General features: G+C 71.9%; 14 protein-coding genes. 4 read left to right on the forward strand and 10 right to left on the reverse strand.

Annotated features, from left to right (window positions below):
• Nucleotides 1-16: 16 nt before the first annotated feature.
• A complete protein-coding gene (locus BGO37_RS16655; RefSeq protein WP_291756760.1) occupies nucleotides 17-793 on the reverse strand; it encodes a hypothetical protein in 777 nt (258 codons plus the stop codon).
• Between the two features lie 29 nt (nucleotides 794-822).
• The gene (locus BGO37_RS16660; protein WP_291756761.1) at nucleotides 823-1,968 is read right to left on the reverse strand and encodes an acyl-CoA dehydrogenase family protein; all 1,146 of its coding nucleotides are present in this window, start codon (nucleotides 1,966-1,968) and stop codon (nucleotides 823-825) included.
• Between the two features lie 185 nt (nucleotides 1,969-2,153).
• Here BGO37_RS16660 and BGO37_RS16665 point away from each other — a divergent pair, with 185 nt between their 5' ends.
• From BGO37_RS16665 to BGO37_RS16675, 3 genes are all read left to right on the forward strand, one after another.
• Complete coding sequence (locus BGO37_RS16665) at nucleotides 2,154-3,743, forward strand: acyl CoA:acetate/3-ketoacid CoA transferase (RefSeq protein ID WP_291756763.1); 1,590 nt, start codon at nucleotides 2,154-2,156, stop codon at nucleotides 3,741-3,743.
• 11 nt (nucleotides 3,744-3,754) lie between these two features.
• Complete coding sequence (locus tag BGO37_RS16670; protein ID WP_291756764.1) at nucleotides 3,755-5,002, forward strand: OFA family MFS transporter; 1,248 nt, start codon at nucleotides 3,755-3,757, stop codon at nucleotides 5,000-5,002.
• Between the two features lie 65 nt (nucleotides 5,003-5,067).
• Complete coding sequence (locus BGO37_RS16675) at nucleotides 5,068-6,618, forward strand: class I adenylate-forming enzyme family protein (RefSeq protein ID WP_291756765.1); 1,551 nt, start codon at nucleotides 5,068-5,070, stop codon at nucleotides 6,616-6,618.
• Here the strand turns inward: BGO37_RS16675 and BGO37_RS16680 are convergent.
• The 6 genes from BGO37_RS16680 to BGO37_RS16705 form a co-directional block, all read right to left on the reverse strand.
• Nucleotides 6,615-7,952: a GH1 family beta-glucosidase gene (locus BGO37_RS16680; protein WP_291756766.1), complete on the reverse strand. Its 1,338-nt coding sequence runs from the start codon at nucleotides 7,950-7,952 to the stop codon at nucleotides 6,615-6,617. The two genes, BGO37_RS16675 and BGO37_RS16680, sit on opposite strands and share 4 nt — an antisense overlap.
• Before the next feature lie 30 nt (nucleotides 7,953-7,982).
• Nucleotides 7,983-9,197: an ABC transporter permease gene (locus tag BGO37_RS16685; RefSeq protein WP_291756768.1), complete on the reverse strand. Its 1,215-nt coding sequence runs from the start codon at nucleotides 9,195-9,197 to the stop codon at nucleotides 7,983-7,985.
• Complete coding sequence (locus tag BGO37_RS16690; protein ID WP_291756769.1) at nucleotides 9,197-9,991, reverse strand: ATP-binding cassette domain-containing protein; 795 nt, start codon at nucleotides 9,989-9,991, stop codon at nucleotides 9,197-9,199. The genes BGO37_RS16685 and BGO37_RS16690 overlap by 1 nt, the downstream gene beginning before the upstream one ends.
• Complete coding sequence (locus tag BGO37_RS16695) at nucleotides 9,988-11,115, reverse strand: substrate-binding domain-containing protein (protein ID WP_291756771.1); 1,128 nt, start codon at nucleotides 11,113-11,115, stop codon at nucleotides 9,988-9,990. Before BGO37_RS16695 ends, BGO37_RS16690 begins: the two co-directional genes overlap by 4 nt.
• Before the next feature lie 60 nt (nucleotides 11,116-11,175).
• Nucleotides 11,176-12,423 (reverse strand): ROK family transcriptional regulator, encoded by a 1,248-nt coding sequence (locus BGO37_RS16700; RefSeq protein WP_291756772.1) that lies wholly within the window; start codon nucleotides 12,421-12,423, stop codon nucleotides 11,176-11,178.
• A 104-nt stretch (nucleotides 12,424-12,527) separates the two neighbouring features.
• The gene (locus tag BGO37_RS16705; RefSeq protein ID WP_291756775.1) at nucleotides 12,528-15,614 is read right to left on the reverse strand and encodes a DUF5107 domain-containing protein; all 3,087 of its coding nucleotides are present in this window, start codon (nucleotides 15,612-15,614) and stop codon (nucleotides 12,528-12,530) included.
• Nucleotides 15,615-15,705: 91 nt separating this feature from the next.
• Between BGO37_RS16705 and BGO37_RS16710 the strand changes: the two genes are divergently transcribed.
• Nucleotides 15,706-16,569 carry a helix-turn-helix domain-containing protein gene (locus tag BGO37_RS16710; RefSeq protein ID WP_291756776.1) on the forward strand — a complete coding sequence of 288 codons (864 nt, stop codon included), beginning with the start codon at nucleotides 15,706-15,708 and terminating at the stop codon, nucleotides 16,567-16,569.
• Here the strand turns inward: BGO37_RS16710 and BGO37_RS16715 are convergent.
• On the reverse strand, nucleotides 16,545-17,489 hold the full coding sequence (locus BGO37_RS16715; RefSeq protein WP_291756777.1) for an aldose epimerase: 945 nt from the start codon (nucleotides 17,487-17,489) through the stop codon (nucleotides 16,545-16,547). The genes BGO37_RS16710 and BGO37_RS16715 overlap by 25 nt on opposite strands.
• The gene (locus BGO37_RS16720) at nucleotides 17,486-19,624 is read right to left on the reverse strand and encodes an alpha-galactosidase (protein ID WP_291756778.1); all 2,139 of its coding nucleotides are present in this window, start codon (nucleotides 19,622-19,624) and stop codon (nucleotides 17,486-17,488) included. Before BGO37_RS16720 ends, BGO37_RS16715 begins: the two co-directional genes overlap by 4 nt.
• Between the last annotated feature and the right edge of the window lie 4 nt (nucleotides 19,625-19,628).

The following is a 19,628-nucleotide window of genomic DNA, read 5'->3' on the forward strand; positions in this document are numbered from 1 at the left end:
CTTCCTCGCGCGAGGCCTACAGGACGCCGGCCGAGCGCAGCGCGCCCACCAGCTGCGACGCCGCCGACGCGGGGTCGGACCCGTCGAACAGGACGGCCCGCCGGTCGCCGCCGGACGGCTTGGCCGTCCCGAGCGTGGCCAGCGTGACGGCCGGCGCGGGGACGTCGAGGGCGGCCAGCGCGAGCACCTCGACGGGCTTCTTGGCCGCCGCGAGGATGTCCTTCATCCCCGCGACGCGCGGCACCACGGCGTCCGCAGTGGCGGCCAGCACCACGGGCGTGCGCACGGCGAGCACCGCGACCCCGGCGGGGGTGTCGCGCTCCACGGACAACCCCTCGGCGGCCGGGGTCACCGCGGTGACGCGGCCCAGCCCGAGCCAGCCCAGCTGGGCCGCCGCGGTCAACGGCACCTGCCCCTCGGCGACGTCGACCGACGAGTCGCCCGCGAGCACGAGGTCCACGCCGCCGATGGCGCGCACCGCGGCCGCGAGCACCGCGGCCAGCCGGGTGCTGTCGGCGCCCGCGAGCGCGTCGTCGGCCACGAGCACCAGGCGGTCCAGCCCGCGCGAGAGCGCTGCCTTGCGGGCCAGCGGGGTGTCGATCGCGGCGGCGCCGACGGTCAGGCCGACGACCTCTCCCCCGGTCTCGTCGGCCAGCCGCCGCGCGAGCTCGAACGCGACGGGGTCGTACTCGCTGACGGCCGGCTTGCCGCGGGCCTCGTCCACGGTGCCGTCGGCGCGGACCTCGAGGTCCTGGGGGTTCGGCGCCCACTTGTAGGCGACGACGATCTTCATCGGGGTTCCTCCTCGTCCTGGTCCGCTGCTCAGCTGTGGTCCTTGACGATCTGACGGCCCGCGATGTGCACCATGATCTCGTCGGTGCCGCCCCCGAACCGGTGACCGCGCAGGTCGCGCCACAGCCGCGAGACGCGGGCGCCGACCGTGACGCCCACGCCGCCGAAGATCTGCAGGGCGTCGTCGGCCACCTCGAACCCGGACATCGCGCAGTACCGCTTGCACAGCGCGCCCTGGCTCTTCAGCGGCAGCCCGCGGTCGAGCATCCAGGCCGTCTTGTAGACAAAGTTGCGCATGTTCTCGAGCTTGATCGCCATGTCGGTCAGCTTGAGCTGGGTGAGCTGGAAGTTGCCGATGGGCTGGCCGAACTGGACGCGCTGGGCGGCGTAGGCCGCCGCGTCGTCGAACGCGCACTGCGCCTGGCCGAGGCACGTCGCGGCGATGACGAGCCGCTCCATCTCGAAGTTGCGCATCAGCTGCTTGAAGCCGTTGCCCTTGACGCCGACGAGGCACTCCTCCTCGGGCAGCGTGACGTCGTCGAGGAAGATCTCGCAGCTGTCCTGCGTGTACCAGAGGATCTTCTCCAGGCGGTTGGTGGTCACGCCCGGGGCGTCCATCGGCACCAGGTACATGGAGATCGCCTTGCGCGGGTCGTCCGTGTCCGGGTTCTTCGCCATGACCAGCAGGTACTTGCTCTGCAGCGCGGCCGTGATGAGCGTATTGGTGCCGTTGAAGGTCACCAGCCCGTCGTGGTGCACGGCCGAGGTGGTCATCGCGGAGTTGTCCGAGCCCGCGCCGGGCTCGGTGAACCCGAGCGCGAACGGCACGCGGCCGTTGGCGAGCAGGCCGAGGATCTCCTGCTTCTGGGCCTCCGAGCCGAACTCGAGGATGTCCATCGCCTGCAGCAGCTCGAGGCCGAAGCCGTTGTTGAGCCCCTGCCGGCAGACGCGCTCGGCGAGCAGCACGAGCGTGACGGCGTCGCACGGCATGCCGCCGTACTCCTCCGGGAAGCCGAGCGACATGAAGCCCGCCTCGTGCAGGGCCTTGCGGAAGCTCGTCGCGGACTCGTGGTGCAGGTCGAGGTCCGCGATGTACGACTCGGGGCACTCGCGCTCGAGCAGCTCGTCGAGGCTGGACAGGAGCAGCTCCTGCTCGTCGGTCAGCGTGAAGTCCATCGTGGTGTGCCTTTCGCAGGATGTGGCCGACGTCGTCGTCCGGCGGCGCCCGCCGGCGCCCGGTGCCCATCGTCGGGCCACGCCCCGCGACGTCTCTCAGGACGATCGTCCCTAGTTACGGACGTCACAAGTCCGGAATTGTTCTGCCCGGGCCGCACCCGGCCCATGCGACGAAGGAGACGCCCGTGGCACAGGTCATCACGCCCCAGCAGGCCGCCGCGCTGATCAAGGACGGCTCCACCGTGGCGCTGTCCGGCTTCGGCCTGGCATGCGTCAACGAGGAGACGCTCATCGCCGTCGAGCAGCGGTTCCTGGCGGAGGCGGCCCCGCGCGACCTCACCGTGGTCCACGCGTCCGCGGTGGGCAACCGCCGCGACAGGGGCATGAGCCACTGGGGTCACCGCGGCCTCATCAAGCGCTGGATCGGGGGCATCGCCATCGCCTCCCCCGGCCTGGCCAAGCTCATCCAGGAGGACGGCTGCCAGGCCTACAACCTGCCGCAGGGCGTCATCACGCAGCTCTACCGCGAGATCGCCGCCAAGCGGCCCGGCGTCATCACCAAGGTGGGCCTCGGCACGTTCGTCGACCCGCGGGTCGAGGGCGCGCGCATGTCGCCGTCCTCGACCGACGACGTTGTGCAGGTCATCGAGCTCGCCGGCCAGGAGTGGCTGTTCTACCCCTCGTTCCCGGTCGACGTCGCGCTCATCCGCGGCACCGTGGCCGACGAGCACGGCAACCTCACGCTCGAGCACGAGGGCCTCAAGCTCGAGGTGCTGCCGATCGCCCAGGCCGCCCGCAACAGCGGCGGCATCGTCATCGCGCAGGTGGAGTCGATCGCCGCCGCCGGCTCGCTCGACCCGAACCTCGTCAAGGTGCCCGGCATCCTCGTCGACTACCTCGTCGTCTCGCAGCCGGAGAACCACTTCCAGACCGAGAACACGCGCTACAACCCGTCGTTCTCGGGCCAGCTGCGCGTGCCGCTGGAGGCGATCACCCCCATCCCCCTCTCCGAGCGCAAGGTCATCGCGCGACGCAGCGCGATGGAGCTCCGCCCGGGGGCGGTGCTCAACCTCGGTGTCGGCATCCCGTGCGACGTCGGCACGGTCGCCGCCGAGGAGGGCATCAGCGACCAGATCATGCTCACCACGGAGGCCGGCGCCATCGGCGGCGTCCCGGCGGGCCTGAAGGACTTCGGGCACGCGTACAACCCCGAGGCCCTGGTCGACATGCACTCGCAGTTCGACTTCTACGACGGCGGCGGCCTCGACTGCGCCGTGCTGGGCCTGGCCCAGGCGGACAGCCACGGGAACGTCAACGTCTCGAAGTTCAACGGGCGGGTGGCCGGCTGCGGTGGGTTCATCGACATCTGCCAGTCGGCCAAGACCCTGATCTTCGCCGGCACGTTCACCGCCGGCGGCCTCGAGGTCGAGGTCGCCGGGGGCGAGGTGAAGGTCGTCGCGGAAGGCAAGGCGCACAAGTTCCTGCTCGACGTCGAGCAGATCACCTTCTCGGGGACGTACGCGGCACAGCGGGGGCAGCGCGTGCTCTACGTCACCGAGCGCGCCGTGCTGCAGCTCGTCGACGGCGTCATGACCGTCATCGAGATCGCCCCGGGCATCGACCTCCAGCGCGACGTCCTCGACCAGATGGACTTCACGCCCGCGGTCTCGCCCACCCTGAGCCCCATGCCCGCGGGACTGTTCCGCGAGGTCTGGGGAGAGCTGAACACCCTGTCCACCCCCGAGCGCACGGCCTCCGTCGCCGCTCTGTCCTGAAAGACACCGTGATGCAGACCATCAATCGTTGGCGGGTCCTTGCCGGATCCGTGCTCGTCCTGCTGTGCACCGGCGCGATCTACGCCTTCTCGGTGTTCGCCGGGCCGCTCACCAGCGCGCACGGCTGGACCATGGGTCAGGTCATGCTGGCCTTCACCATCAACGGGGCCATCGCCCCCATCCCCATGATCGCCGGCGGCTACATCATCGACCGCGGCGGCGCCCGCCTCGCGATCTTCGGCGGCTCGCTCCTCTTCGCGCTCGGGTTCATCCTCACCGGCACCGCGAGCAGCACCACCCAGCTCTACCTCTACTACGGCCTCATCGCCGGCCTGGGGCAGGGCTTCGCGTACTCGGGGTGCCTCAACAACACGATCAAGCTGTTCCCGGACCGGCGCGGCCTGGCGGCCGGCCTCATCACCATGGGCATGGGCGCCGGCTCGGTCGTCGCCGCCCCCGTGGCGCAGGCCATCATCAAGTCGTCGGGCGTCGGCGCGGCGTTCGTCCGCATGGGCATCGTCTACGCCGTCGTCGTCGTGCTCGGCACGCTGCTCATCCAGCCCGCGCCGAACGGCTACGCCCCGGCCGGGTGGACCCCGCCGACCGGCGCCGCCGCCCCGGTGAACCACACGTGGACGGAGATGCTGAGGAAGCCGGCGTTCTACCTCATCTTCGTCATGCTCGGCGCCGGCGCCTTCTCCGGCCTGCTCATCGCCTCGCAGCTCTCCCCGATCGCCCAGACCAAGATGTTCGGCATCAGCGCCGCGACCGCCGCGGTGCTCGTCTCGATCTACTCGATCTGCAACGCGGCCGGGCGGTTCGCGTGGGGCGCGGTCTCCGACCGGCTCGGCTACACCACGGCCGTCGTGTTCATCTACGCGGTCGTCGCCGTGGCGATGGTGGTGCTCCTCACGCTGCACTCGACCGTCGGCTTCGTCATCGGGATCGTGCTGCTCGGCCTCTGCTTCGGCGGCGTGATGGGCGTGTTCCCCGCCCTGACCATGAAGACCTTCGGCCCCCGGTTCCAGGGCGTCAACTACGGCATCATGTTCAGCGCGTACTCGATCGCCGCGTACTTCGGCCCGAAGATCGGCGCGTCGATGGGTGGTGGCGCCAAGGGTGACTACACCAACCCGTTCATCGTCTCGATCGTCGTCGCCGGCGTCGGCATCGCGCTCGCCGTGGTGCTGGGCCGCGTCCTCGCCGTCAAGGCGCCGGCCGCGTCCCGGCCCGCCGCCCAGGTCGGCGCTGCCTCCTGAGCACCCCGGTGGAGGGGCGACCGGGCCCGTCCTGCCGCCCCTCCACCGGCCTCACCCGTGACGCGATGATGTCCCCCACCGACCTGTCTCTGGTCTCGGCGCTCGGACGCCGGGCCCAGGACCGTCCCGACGATCCCGTGATCCGCGACGACGCGGACGCGGTGCTCGACGCCGGCACGGTGTGGCGCCTCGCGACGGCGCTGGCCACCACCCTGCGCGAGCAGGGCACCCGGCGCGGCGACCGCGTGTGCTGGTCCGGTCGCAACGACCCCGGGCTCCTGGTCACGCTGCTCGCCACCCACCTCGCCGGCGCCGTGTTCGTCCCCCTCAACTTCCGCGCCACCGGCCCGGAGCTGGCCGCGGCGCTGGACCTCGTCGAACCGCGAGCGGTGGTGGTGCACCCCGCGACGGGGCCGGTGGACCCGGACCTGGCGGCCTGCGCCCCCGCCCGGCTCGACTGGCCGACGGCCGCGCTGCGACCCGCGGACGACGAGCCCGCCGTCTCCCCCGACCCGGACGACCTGGCCGTCCTCATGTTCACGTCGGGTTCCACGGGTCGCCCCCGGGCCGTCATGCTCAGCCACGCCAACCTGTGGTGGAGCTCCCGCAACCTCGAGGAGTGCCTCGACCTGAGGGCGGACGACGTCACCCTCGCCGTCGCCCCGATGTTCCACATCGGCGGCCTCAACACCTTCACCCTGAGCACGCTGCGCCGCGGTGGCACCGCCGTGGTGCGATCCACCTTCTGCGCCGAACGGACGCTGACGGACCTGGCCGTCGGGGGCATCACGAGCGTGTTCGGGGTGCCCGCCATGTATGCCGCGATCGCCCGGTGCCCCGAGTTCGGGCAGACCGACCTCTCCCACCTCCGGGTCGCCCTCGTCGGCGGTGCACCGGTCGCGACGCAGCTCGTCGAGGCCTACGCCCGGCAGGGCGCCACGCTGTACCCCTCCTGGGGGATGACGGAGGTCGCTCCCTCCGGGACGCTCCAGCGCCAGGCCCGCGGCGGATCGCCCACGTGCTCGATCGGCACCCCGCTGCCCTACCTCGAGCTGCAGCTCGTCGACACCGCGTCCGGCGAGGTCGTCACAGGCGCCGGACGCCGCGGCGAGATCCGCGTCCGCGGACCACAGGTGACGCGCGGCTACTGGCGCGACCCGCAGGCCACCGCGGCGGCGCTCGCGGACGGCTGGCTGCGCACCGGGGACCTCGCCGTGCGTGCCGACGACGGGTGCCTGGACGTCGTCGGGCGCATGAGCGACGTGATCAACACCGGCGGCGAGAAGGTGCTGCCCGACGAGGTCGCGGCCGCGATCGCCGGGCTGGACGTCGCCGACCTCGTCGTGGTGGGCGCCCCGGACCCGACCTGGGGCGAGATCGTCGTCGCCGTGCTCGAGTGCGACCCAGCGACGGCGCCGTCGCTCGAGGAGGTCAGGGCGCTCGCGTCCCCGCAGCTCGCCCGCTACAAGCTGCCGAAGGCGGTCGTCGCCCTGGCCGCCCTCCCACGCACCGCGAGCGGCAAGGTGGACCGGTGCGCCGTCCGGACGCTCGCGGCGTACCACCTCCGCCCCGAGCAGGGCGACGGCTCAGCGGCCGCGGTGGGTCCGACCGACTAGAGCCCGTTGGCCCGTGTGACCGTGGCGAACCAGCGTGCGCTGTCCTTGGGGATGCGGGCCTGGGTGGCGTAGTCGACGTAGTGCATGCCGTAGCGGTAGCCGTAGCCCCACGACCACTCGAAGTCGTCGAGCAGCGACCAGGGGAAGAAGCCGACGAGCGGGACGCCGTCGTCGATCGCCTGCCGTGCGGCGCGGATGTGGGACTCGTAGAACGCGATGCGCTCGGCGTCGTGGACACGGCCCTCGGGGTCGACGTAGTCGTGCAGGGCGATGCCGGTCTCGGTGACGACGAGCGGCACCGAGGTGTAGTCGCGGGCGACCCGGGTGAGCACGGTGCGCAGGCCCTCGGGGTGCACCCCGATGCCGACGATCGTCGGGTCGGGGTCCGGGACGCGCCGCCAGCCGCGGACCGGGTCGTCGGGGTCCGCCAGCACCGCGTGCTGCTCGTAGTAGTTGATGCCGAAGAAGTCCAGCGGCGCCGCGATCGTGGCCAGGTCGCCGTCGCGGACGAAGCCGAAGTCCGTGACGTCCCGGAAGTACGCGGCCGCGTCCGGCGGGTAGGCGCCGGTGAACAGCGGGTCGAGGAACATCCGGTTCTCGACGAGGTCGAGTCGGCGCGCGGCCGCCTGGTCCTCGGCGGTGGCGGAGGCCGGGTAGGGCGCGGTCAGGTTGCAGGTGATCCCCACGTGGCCGGCGACGGCCTGCTCCCGCAGCCGTTGCGCCCCGATGCCGTGGGCGAGCAGGAGGTGGTGGACGGCCCGGACGGCGGTCGCCTCGTCCCGCATCCCGGGCGCGTGCTGGCCGAGGGCGTGCCCGACGAAGGCGGAGCAGTACGGCTCGTTGAGGGTCAGCCAGTACGGCACGCGGTCGCCCAGGCGTTCCGCGACCGCGGCGACGTAGTCGCCGTACCGGTGGGCGGTGTCACGGTTCGCCCAGCCGCCGAGGTCCTGCAGGTACTGCGGCAGGTCCCAGTGGTACAGCGTCACCACCGGCGTGATGGCGCGAGCCAGCAGCTCGTCGACGATCCGTTCGTAGAAGTCCAGCCCCTTCGGGTTGACGTTCCCACCGAGCTCCGGGACCACGCGTGGCCAGGCGATCGAGAACCGATAGGCGTTGACGCCCAGGTCCTCCAGCAGGTCGACGTCGTCGCGCCAGCGGTGGTAGTGGTCGCAGGCGATGTCGCCCGTGTCACCGCGCACGGTGGCGCCGGGCGTGTGCGAGAACGTGTCCCAGATGGACGGCGTGCGTCCGTCGTCGTCGACGGCCCCTTCGATCTGGTAGGCGGCGGTCGCGGTTCCCCACAGGAAGCCGTCGGGGAAGGCGTTCGTGGTCATGTCAGGTCCAAGTCGCGTCGGAGTTCGGGCTCAGTCGAAGGCACCGCGGTCGAGGCGTCGGCGACGCCCGATCGCGTCCACGACGACGGCGATCACGAGGATCACGCCCGTGGAGATGTTCTTGATCGCCGCCGGCTGGCCGAGCAGGTCCAGGCCGTTCTGCACCGATCCGACGACCAGCGCGCCCAGCAGCGCCTGGTAGATCCGGCCCCGCCCACCGAACAGGCTGGTGCCGCCGATCACGGCCGCGGCGATCGCGTTGAGCTGCAGGGTGCCGCCACCCAGGGCGCTGGAGGCGGAGAACTGCCGCGACGCCTCCAGCACCCCGGCCAGGGCCGCCAGCGCCGAGACGATGACGAAGACGACGATCGTGGTCCTGCGGACCCCGATGCCGGCTCGTCGGGCGGCCTCGCGGTTGCCGCCGATCGCGTAGACGTGCTGCCCGAAGGTCGTCTGCCGCATCAGGACGGTGCCGGCGGCCAGCAGCACGACGAGGATGACGAGCATCCACGGCACGCCGAAGTACGAGTTCAGCAGCGCCGCACCGCCGAGGGCCACCACGGCGACGACTGCCAGCGTGGTGACGCCGCTGCGCACCGACGCACCGGCCAGCCCGTAGCGCCGGCGACGGCGCCGGTTGCCCCCGACGACCGCCGCCGCGGCGAGGATCCCGACCCCCGCCAGCGCCCAGCCCCAGGCGGGCGGCAGGTAGGTGGAGGCGATCGCCTTGACGAGCGGGTCACGGATCGCGATCTCGCCTCCGGCGCCGACGACGAGCAGCTGCACGCCCTGCCAGACGAGCAGGCCGGCCAGCGTGACGATGAAGGACGGGATGCCGAACGCGGTGATGACCGTGCCGTGGACGAGGCCGATGAGGCATCCGATGAGCAGGGCCAGCCCGATCGCGGCCAGTCCCGGCAGGTGCCCGTCGCGGATCGTCAGTGCCACGACCCCGGCGCTGACACCGGCGATGGCACCCACCGACAGGTCGATCTCGCCCAGGACGAGGACGATCACCATGCCGATCGACAGCGTGCCGAGCACGCCGATCTGCAGCACGAGGTTCGACAGGTTCCGCGCGGTGAGGAAGTGCGGGTTGAGCAGCTGGAAGACGCCCCAGACAGCCGCCATGCCGAGGAGGACCAGGACCGGTCCGGTCAGGTGCGGGGCGCGCACCGCGGCGCGGCCGCGGTCACGGTCGGGTGACGGCGGGGCGGTCGCGGCCGCTGGGCTGGTGGTGGTCATCACGAGTCCTTCCGGGGGCCGACCTCGGCGCTGCCGGTGATGGCGGCCACCACCTGGTCGGGGGTCGTCTCGGACGTCAGGAAAGTGCCGGCGTTGCGCCCCAGCCGCAGGACGCAGATCCGGTCGGCCACCGCGAAGACGTCGGCCATGTTGTGGGAGATGACGACCACGCCCAGGCCGCGCTCCCGCAGGCTGCGCACCAGCCGGTAGACCATCGCCGTCTGTGCCACGCCCAGGGCCGCGGTCGGCTCGTCGAGCAGCACGATGCGTGATCCCCACAGCGCGGCGCGGCTGACCGCGACCGCCTGGCGCTGGCCGCCGGACAGGGCCGCGACCGGGGCGTCGAGCCGGGGCAGGTGGGCCGCCAGGTCCGCGATCACGGCAGCGGCGTCACGCTCCATCTCCTCGCGGTTGAGGAACGGGGTCCGCGAGCGCCGCACCTCGCGGCCGAGGTAGAGGTTGGCGACCACGTCGAGGTTGTCGCAGAGCGCGAGGTCCTGGTAGACGGTCTCGATGCCCAGCCGGGTGGCCGCGGCGGGCGAGCCGAGCTCCGCCGGTTGACCGTCGACGAGGACCGTGCCCTCGTCGATGCGGTGCGTGCCGGCGATCGCCTTGACGAGCGTCGACTTGCCGGCGCCGTTGTCGCCGACGAGCGCGACGACCTCCCCCGCGTTCACGTCGAGGTCGACGCCGTCGAGGGCGACCACGTGCCCGTAGCGCTTGCCGATGCCCCGCATCTGCAGGACGGGCCGGGTCGTCGCTCCCGACCCGTCCTGCAGCGCGGTCCTCGTCACAGCGGGCACTTGCTCGCCGCAGCGTCGACGCAGATCTTCGCCTTCGTCGTGAACCCGTCCTTGATGACCGTGTCCGCGATGTTCTTCAGCGTGACCGCCACCGGCTTGAGCAGCACGGAGGGGATGTCACCCGAGCCGTTGTTGACCGACTGGGTCGCCGTCGCCTTGAACGTGGCGTCGTCACCCGTGGCCAGGGCCAGCGCCAGCTTGGCGGCCGTCGTCGCCTCGTCGTGGATCGACTTGTAGACGGTCATCGACTGGTCGCCCAGGATGATGCTCGTCAGGCCCGCATCGGTGGCGTCCTGGCCGGTGACCAGGACCTTCCCGTTGAGCTGACGGGCGGTCAGGGCCGTGATCACCGCGGTGGCGAGCCCGTCGTTCGGTGCCAGCACACCGTCGACCTTGTCGTTCAGCTTGGTCAGGGCCTGCTCCATCGACCGCTGCCCGGTCGCCGGGTCGAAGCCGGCGGTGTCCGACTCGTAGCCGAGCTTGAGCTTGCCGGAGGCGAACGCGGGGTCGAGGACCTTGTGCGCGCCCGCCTTGAACGCCGCACCGGGCGCCGAGGTGGTGTCGCCGTTGATCATGACGACCGTCGAGCCGTCCTTGAGGTTGTCCAGCAGGTACTGGCCCTGCATCTCGCCGACCGTCTCGTTCTCGAACGAGATGTAGCCGTCGGGCACGGCGCCTTCGATGTTGCCGTCGTAGGCGAGCACCTTCGCACCGTCGGCGTGCGCCTTCTCCACGATCGACGCGCCGGCCTGCGCGGTGTAGGGGCTGATGACGATGACCTTGGCGCCGTTGGTCAGCGCCGACTCGGCCTGCTGCAGCTGGGTGTCGGCCGAACCCTGGGCGTTGTTGGCGATGACCGTCGCGTTCGGGTCGAGCGCCTTGACGGCGTCCGTGAAGTACGGCTTGTCCTTGCCCTCGAACCGGTCGGCGCAGGTGGAGCACGGCATGAGGAACGCGATGGTGACCGCCGGACCGCCGGCGGCCGCCGTGGTGGCGGCAGGGGCGCCGGCTCCGGCCGTCGTGGAGGGCGGCTGCGTGCCGCCGGCGCTGCTGCAGGCGGCGAGGGCGGCGATCGCGATGGCGGCGAGGGTGGCCGCGGCGAGGCGAGATCGCATCGTTGCGATTCCTTTCTGTGGGGGCGGAGGAACTGTTCGGACGGTGGCGCGTGGCTGGGGCTAGAGGCCCCAGCCGTGCTCGATGAAGTGGTCCAGCGGCAGGGTCGCGGCGCCGAGGGCGGCGATCTCCGGGCCGAGGGTCGAGCGCTCGACGACGACCTCGGCACCGGGCTGCGGCAGCGAGTAACGGCGGACCGCGGCACGCAGGTCGGCGAGGAACTCGCTGACGATCCGGTCGCCGAACCAGCCGGCGACGACGACCTGCTGCGGGTTGTAGAGGTTGACGAGGTTCGCCAGCGCCAGGCCGAGGTGGTCGACGAGGCCGTGCAGCGCCGACCGCGCGCTCTCCTCGCCGTTGCGGTAGGCCGCGAAGAGCTCGTCGACACCCGTCGACTCGCGCCCTCGCCAGGCTTCGTCCCGCCCGCGCCAGCGCTCCAGGACGGCGGACGCGCCGACGAAGGTCTCGACACAGCCCTGCGAGCCGCACCGGCACCGCACCCCGTCGAGGCTGATCTTGGTGTGGCCCCACTCGCCGGCGGAGCTGCTCGAGCCGCGGTAGAGCCGGCCGTTGGTGATGATCCCGGCGCCCGCTCCGTCGCCGATGAAGACCACGACCCCGTGCTCGACGCCCTTCGCCGAGCCGAACCACGACTCGGCCTGCGTCGTCGTCTTCGCACCGTTGTCGATCAGCACGGGGAACCCGAGGCGGCGCGCCAGGGGCGCGAACGTCTCCGTCTCCCACCCGACCACCTGCGCGTGCACGATCGGCTCGACCGCCGGATCGGGAGCGCCGGCCGCGCTCTCGGGGTGCTCGACGATGCCGGGGACGCCGAGCCCCAGCCCGAGCACCCGTCGCTCGGACCCATCGCCCCGCGGCCCGAGCTCGGCCCGCATCGACGTGACGTACTCGTCGACGAGCTTGGTCACGTGGGCCGGCGCGATCCGCCGGCCCGCGAACTGGTACTCGCGCGACGCCAACCGGCGCATCGTCAGGTCGAACGCCTGCACGCTGACCCGGTTCTCACCGACGTCCGCACCGAAGACCACGGCCGCCTCCGGGTTGACCGCCAGCAGCGTCCGCGGGCGGCCGCCGGGCGAGTCGGACTGGCCGCGCTCGACGACCGTCCCCTCGGCGATCAGCTCCCCCACGAGGGTCGTCACGGTGGCCGGCGACAGCGAGGTCTCCTCGCCGAGGGACGCCCGGCTCGTCTCACCGCTGAAGAGCAGGTGGCGAAGCAGGAGGGCCCGGTTCGCACGCCGCACGTCGCGGACGGATGCCTTGCGCTGCGCTGCGCCGCGTTCGTTCACAAGTTATTTTTTAGTCCGAACTAAGCACGGGTGTCAAGCGGCGCGTTGTCAGGATGCGCGGCGCCGCCCGCCCCAGGTGCCGGTCGATGGGCGTCGGTCGGTCGTCAGCTCGTCGGCTTCGGCGCCGGCTGCTCGTCCCGGTGGAACAGCAGCAGATCCGGCAAGGACGTCGCGAAGTAGTCGATCGGGGATCCGTCGGTGACCGCTCCCGCGGGCTCAGCGTCGCTCGTGACGGCCCGCGAGCGAACGGCGACCGCTTCCTCGTTCGCGCCGAGGCGGTCAAGGACGCACGCAAGACGCTCGTGCAGCTGCCGCGTGTCCGTCAGCGGATGGCGGGCCTCACCGAGGTTCTCCGGGATCTCGATGGCACGGCGGAGGAAGCCCGCGGCCCCCTCGAGATCGCCCCGCCCCTGCGCGAGTGCCGCCAGTGTCGTCGTCGTCGACTCCCACACGGAGATGACCGCGCCTTCGCCGCCTTCCCAGGGCGCGAACTGCCGGGACTCGAGGATGGCGAGCGCCTCGACGGCACGGCCGACCTTGACGAGCTCCTCGCAGTAGACCGCGGTCAGGTCGTCCCGCCGGAGCACCTCGGGGCGGGCCTGGTCCAGCAGGGTGACGCGGACGGATGCACCCGCGCCCATGCGCGCCAGCAGCTGGTCCCTCTCGTACAGGAGGCGTGCGTTCGTATCGAGCGCGATGGCTCGGTCGTACAGCTCCAGAGCGCGCTCGTCCTCCCCGTCCAGGTTGACCAGCGCGATCGCGGCGTTCCGCATGATCACGGAGTCCCGGGCGCCGCGGGCGATCGCGGCGAGCCACAGCTCGAGGGCCTCCCGTTGCCGGCCGGCGTCGTACAGCAGCATCCCCAGCAGGGACGCTGCCCTGTCGTCACGCTGGTCGGCCCTGAGTGCGGCGCGGAGCGCGTCATGGTCTGCGTGACCGGCCGGGAAGCACCAGGTGTCGTCCATCGCGCGCGCCCGGCGACGCGCGTCGGCAGCCTTGGCGTGGTCGCCGAGCGCCTCGAGCACGACGGCCCGGTGATAGGCAGCCAGCGGGCGAAGCTCCCCGGCGGCGGTGGGCTCGGCCTGCTCAGCATCGGCCAGCACGCTCTCGGCGTTCTCCAACGCTCCAGCCGAGGCAAGCTCGGACGCGACATCGATCAAGGTCCGGCCATCGCCGCTCCGCGCGAAACCTGCGAGCTCGCGTCCTACCTGGTCGAGGCGGTCACGGGTCAGCCATGCCGTCAGCACGTCGTCCGCCTCGGGGACACGTCCAAGGTGACGGAGCGCAACGACGCGCACGGTCTCGGCACGCGAGTCCTCGGGGCAGCCACGCAACGCCGCGTCGGCTCGGGCCGCCGCCTCGGCCCACCGACCGGCCCGGGCGTCGATGCGCGCGAGCTCGAGACTCGCCGGGCCGCTCCAGCGTCCGTCCCACGCCGACTTCGCCAGGGCGTCGTAGGCCTCCTCGCTCCGCCCCTGCCTGACGAGCGCGAGTCCCAGGAGGTACGAGGCCTCGCCGTCTCGCGGATTGCCGTTGCGCCTCGTCAGGCGCGCGATGGCCCGGCGGGCATGCTCTTCCGCGCCCTCGACGTCGGCCCGACGCAGGCGATCGTCGGCGAGGGCGATGTGGGTTCGGGCGTCACCGGGGTCGCGGCGCAGAGCCTCGTTCCAGTAGGGCAGGGGTGAGCGGGTCGGATGACGGTACTGAGCGAGATGAATGCCCGTCAGATAGAGCTCCTCCACCGTCGACATGTCCTCCGGCGCCGCCGGCTCGACGGCGACCCAGGGTTCGGCGCCCCGCGACACGGGGCGGGGACGCCATCGGATGATCTCGGTGCCCGCCTGCACAACGAGCACCTCCACCTCCTCGGCCGCCGCCCCGTGCGCGGGGACGTTCATGAGGAACGGCTTGCCGGGCGCGAGGTCGACCCGGCGATCCAGGACGACTCGCGGGCCGACGGCCACGCGGACCGTCGATCCCGGCCGATCCGACGTCACGCACAGCCCCACGCGCACCGAGTCGCCGACCACGTCCAGCCGGACGGCGGCGTCCTGGTTCGCCTGCTGGGCCGGTCCGATCTCCTGGATCGGGTACCACGTCTGGGTGAACGTCTTGGTCTCGCCCGGTTCGAGCCACGCGAAGTCCGGTTGGTTGTCCGTGTACACACCGGCCATGAGCTCCACGTACGGACCGTCGCCGTCGGTGAGCAGCCGGTCCCAGGCATGGCCGAAGGCCGCATCCCCCCAGGTCCACTGCTTCTTCCCCGGGGCGATCCGGTGGTCGGCGACGTGGACGAATCCCGCCCGCGCCCGATGGTCGTAGCCGCCGAAGAAGTCGTCGACGGAGTCGGTGACCATGTACGACGTCGGAACCGGGATGTTCCGGTAGAAGTCCAGCCGGTCGCGCCCATCCGCCGCCCGCGCCGGGTAGTCGACGCCGTAGTAAGGACGATCCGCCTCGGGAAAGGCCGTGATCGCCCGACGCGCGTGGTCCGCGACGAAGCGGACGTCGGTGGGGAAGAAGGACTGGTACTCGTCGTGCACGCGGGCGGCGACATTGGCCCACCAGAGGAAGGTCTGCGCCTGGCTGGTCCGGTTGTGAAGCCGGACGACGACCTCGACCACGGCGCGATCGGGCCGCAGCCGGATCCCGTGCATGCCCTTCATCCGCGTGAACGGGTCGTGGTCGGAGCACCAGACCGTGACGGTTCCGTCAGGGCTCCCCTCGATCTCCGTCTGGACCGGCAGGAAGGTTGCCGGGCGGTGGTGCTGCGGCCAGTTGAACTCGACCCCACCCGAGATCCACGGACCCGCGAGCCCGACGAGCGCCGGCTTGATCACGTTGTTGCGGTAGAAGAAGTCGTAGCTCGCCGTCTTGTCGAGCCCGACGTGGATGCGGCCGCCGAGCTCGGGGAGCACCATCAGCCGGATCCAGCGGTTCTCGAGGTGGACCGCCTGCCACCTCCGGGGCCGGCTCTCGGTGGCGACCCGGTCGATGAACGGCATCGGATAGACCCGGCCGCTCGACCCTTGGTAGACACGCCGATCGAGGAACATCGGGAATCGGTCGGGCTCGGCGGGCTCGTAGGTGCGCATGACGACGGGCTGGCTCCATGCGATGGCCTCGCCGCTCGCGAGCTGTCGGGCCAGCGGCGCGGGCGGGTCTGGCAGGAGAAGCCGATCGTGTTCCACCCCTTGATCCCACCGGAGGACCCGACCGGTGGGAATGGCGATACGACCGCAGTACCTGGACGATCGGACTGTCCTCGGACAGGATGAGGACGTGCCGATCCAGGAGGGATTCAGGAACCAACGGCTCGTCGTGGTGCCGCGACCCGCCGTCGCGGAGGCGTTGGAGCGCCCGGTCACGAGGCGACTCGTGGTGACCGACGCGGGCTACTACCCGGAGGCCCGCGACCACTTGATGCGCCGCCCACGCGGCGCCCCGGAGACGATCGTCATCGTCTGCGCCTCGGGCAACGGATGGATTCGGATCGGGGACTCCGTGCACCGCGTCGCGCCGCGATCGGCCGCCGTCATCCCGCGTTCCGTGCCTCATTCGTACGGGGCCGGCGACGGGCAGCCCTGGACGATCTGGTGGTGCCACCTGCGCGGCACGGATGTTGCCGAGCTCGCCGGCTCGATGGGCGTGTCGCCTGCCAAGCCGATCGTGGCCGTGCGGGGCATCGAGCGTGCGGTTGCCCTCCTCGACGAGATCGTCTCGGGCCTGGAACGCGACCAGTCGCCCGCGCGCCTGGTCGCGGCGGCTGGGGCCGCGTGGAAGCTGCTGACGCAGATCAGCGTGGACCAGGTGTTCCCGGCGCCCGGCGACCCGCTCCAGCGGGCCATGACCTACCTCGCGGACCGGCTCGACGGGTCAGTGCCCGTACCGGACCTGGCACGCCTGGTCGGCGTGTCTCCGTCCCACCTGACGGCGCTCTTCAGGAAGGCGACCGGTGGCGGGGTCCTGGCCCACCACACGGCGCTGCGCATGTCGCGAGCTCGTCAGCTGCTCGACACCAGCAACGCGACGATCGCGGAGATCGCCCGGGAGGTCGGCTACGACGACCCCCTCTACTTCTCGCGGCAGTTCCGCCGCCACCACGCGATGAGCCCGCGGGACTACCGGGCGAGAGACTCCGGCTGACGCAGACGGATCGCCCACCTCCAGGTTCGAGAGCCGTTGGGAGGCAGGCGGTACAGGTCCACACCGCTGCGGAGCGCGTTCGGAGGCGCGCTCATCGGCTCGACCGCAACGGCGCGGCGGGGACCGTCGTCCGTCATCAGGTCGGGGGCCACGTACCACTGGGTCCACGGCAGGGTGGCATCCGCCCAGAGCTCGACCGCACGACCGTCTTCCGCCGACAGTCGGTGGACCAGTCCGCGGCTCGCGATGTCCATGCGCCGGTACAGGGCATGGGCCGGCACGTCGTCGACCGGATGTGGGGCACGGACGTCCTCGGTGGCCCCGCGGACATCGCGTGGCACGCCGGGAAGGTTGCGCGCGTCCAGCAGCCACGCCCGATCGGCGTCGATCGACACGCGCAGGTCGTCGAGCGGGGTGTCGCCCAGCCGGAGGTAGGGGTGCACGCCGACGGCCACCGGCGCCGCGCGTGTCCCACGGTTCTCCAGGTCGACACGTGCGCTCAGCCCGTCCGGATGCAGGCTGTACCCGACGCGCACCTCGAGCGCGAACGGGTACCCGGGCTGCGGGTCGATGGTCGTCCGCAGCTCCACGCTCGATGCGCTGCGCGCGCGCACGGCGAAGTCGGTCTGCGCGAGAAGGCCATGGATGGCGTTGCCGAGCTCGGGCTCGTTGACCGGCAGCTGCAGGCGCTGCCCGTCGTACCACCACGTCCCGTCCTCGACGCGGTTCGGCCACGGGGCCAGGACGGCGCCGGCCATCCCGGGGAGGTCGGGCACCCGGGTGGTCGGCTCGACCAGGGCGATCCCGTCCACCGTGAGGCTGCGGACTGCGGCCGCACGCGCCGAGATGGTTGCGGTGGTCTCGTGCTCGGTGCCGACGTGTCGCAGCTGAACGACGTCCGATGCTTGGAGCTCCTTCACGACGTCGCGGCGACCTGCAGGAGCACCGAATGGTCCACGTCAAGGGACGGTGCTTCGACGCCGACGGTCTCGAGCACGCGGCCGGTCTGGACCAACGCGGCGGTCATCCAGGGCGGACGTTGCCCCTCCGGCACGGGGTCGCCGACGGCGAGCTCGGCCACCTCGTAGCGCCGGTCGGGGGCGAGTCCGGGCAGCCGGAGCCTGGCCGGTGGCCAGCCGGCGGGACGGTCGAGCACGGCGAAGTGGTAGAGGGCGCGATCCTGGTCGGGAGCCACGACACCCTCGAGCCGCACCTCCGGCGTCGTGTCGGCGTGGACGACCGTGCCGGCGTGGAGCAGGGCCCGCCAGTCCTTGTGCGCGGCGACCCACGCTGCCGTCCGCTCGAACGTGTCGTCGTCGACCGCGGTCAGGTCGAGCTCCACGCCGAGGTTCCCCCAGAAGGCGACCGCCGCGCGGAAGTCCAGACCGGCGTGGCGATGGGTGGTGTGCGCCTCACCGGATCCGATGTGGGTGCCCATCAGCTCCGGCGGCAGCAAGAGCCCGGTCCACCGTTGGATGTCGAGCCTGTCGTGCGGGTCGTTGCAGTCGCTCGGCCACACGCGGTCGGTGCGGTCGAGCACGCCGAGGTCGGCCCGCCCACCGCCGCTCGCGCAGGACTCGATCTCCAGGCGAGGGAACCTGCTCCTCAGCTCGTCCATCATCCGGTAGGCCCGCAGCGTCTGCTCCCGCACGCCGGCTCGCCCGTCGAACGAGTGGCCCGCGTCGGTGAGCGAACGGTTGTGGTCCCACTTGATGAAGTCGATGCCCAGCTCGTCGACGAGAAGCGTGACGCGGTCGTGGACCAGGCGGAACGCCTCCGCATGGGCAAGGTCCAGCACGTGCTGGTGGCGCGACGGCAGCCCGGGGCCGTGGCCCGCGTCGAAGACCCAGTCGGGGTGCGCCCGGGCCAGCTCGGAGTCGAGGCTGATCATCTCCGGCTCGAACCAGAGGCCGAACTGCATGCCGAGGTCGTGCACCCGCGAGGAGAGCGGGGCGAGGCCCCGCGGCCAGACCTCCGGGTCGACGAGCCAGTCGCCGAGGGATGTGTGATCGTCGCGGCGGCCCAGGAACCAGCCGTCGTCGAGGACGAAGCGCTCCGCCCCGAGCTCGGCGCTGCGCTCCGCCATCCTCAGCAGGGGCTCGAGCGACTGCTGGAAGTAGACGGACTCCCAGGTGTTCACCAGCACCGGTCGGGGCGACGCGGGGTGCCCGGGCCGTGCACGCAGGTAGCGGTGGAAGCGCGCCGAGAGCGCGTCGAGGCCCTCTCCCCAGGACGCGAGGAGCCGGGGACCGCGGTATCGCTCCCCCGCAGCAAGCACCACCTCGTCCGGCAGCATCAGCTCTCCGGCGCGCAGCAGGCGAGACCCGGCTGGCGTCAGCTCGGCGGCCAGGGCCTGGTTGCCGCTCCACGCCAGGTGCACGGCCCACACCCGGCCGGCCCGAAAACCGAACCCGGGCGCCCCGACGCACATCAACGACGAGCCGTCGAGGCCGGGCTTGCCGCCCCGGCTCTCGCGCAGCCACACCCCTGCCGGGAGCGGGTGCCGCTGGGGAACCCGCTCCCGAGCCCATCTGCCGGTCCAGTCGAGGATCTCGGCGGCCTCGTCGGGGATCGGCACGGCCGGTTCGAGCACGTCGAGACGGAACGCGTCCTGTCCCTCGTTCACGAGCTCGACCCCCAGGCACAACAGGCCTTGGTCCGTCAGCTCGAGGTCCACCACCATCCGCAGGAGGCCCACCTCGTCGACCGCCTCGGTGCGCAGCCGGGCGCGCCCCTCAGTCTCGGAGAGCTCGCTGCGCGCGTCGCGGAAGAGCGGGGCGAAGTCCCTCCCCCGGCGGCTGCCCGCGATGCCCGGCCGGCCGAGCCATCCTTCGGCGAGCTGCGGGACCACGGGGATCGGCTGGGGGTAGGTGATGGCGCTGTCGCCCACGGTCGGCTGGACCGAGGACGCCAGGGAGACGAGGTCCGCCGTGGTGGCCTCGCCCAGGTCCGGACCCCAGTGCAGGATCCGCGGCAGTCGCCCGCCGCGAAGGTCTACCACGACGCTCGTCCCCCCACGCCGGAGGTGGACCAGCTCAGTCGCCAGGACGTTCACCGAC

This window comes from Cellulomonas sp. 73-92, from assembly GCF_001898175.1.
GTDB lineage: Bacteria > Actinomycetota > Actinomycetes > Actinomycetales > Cellulomonadaceae > Cellulomonas.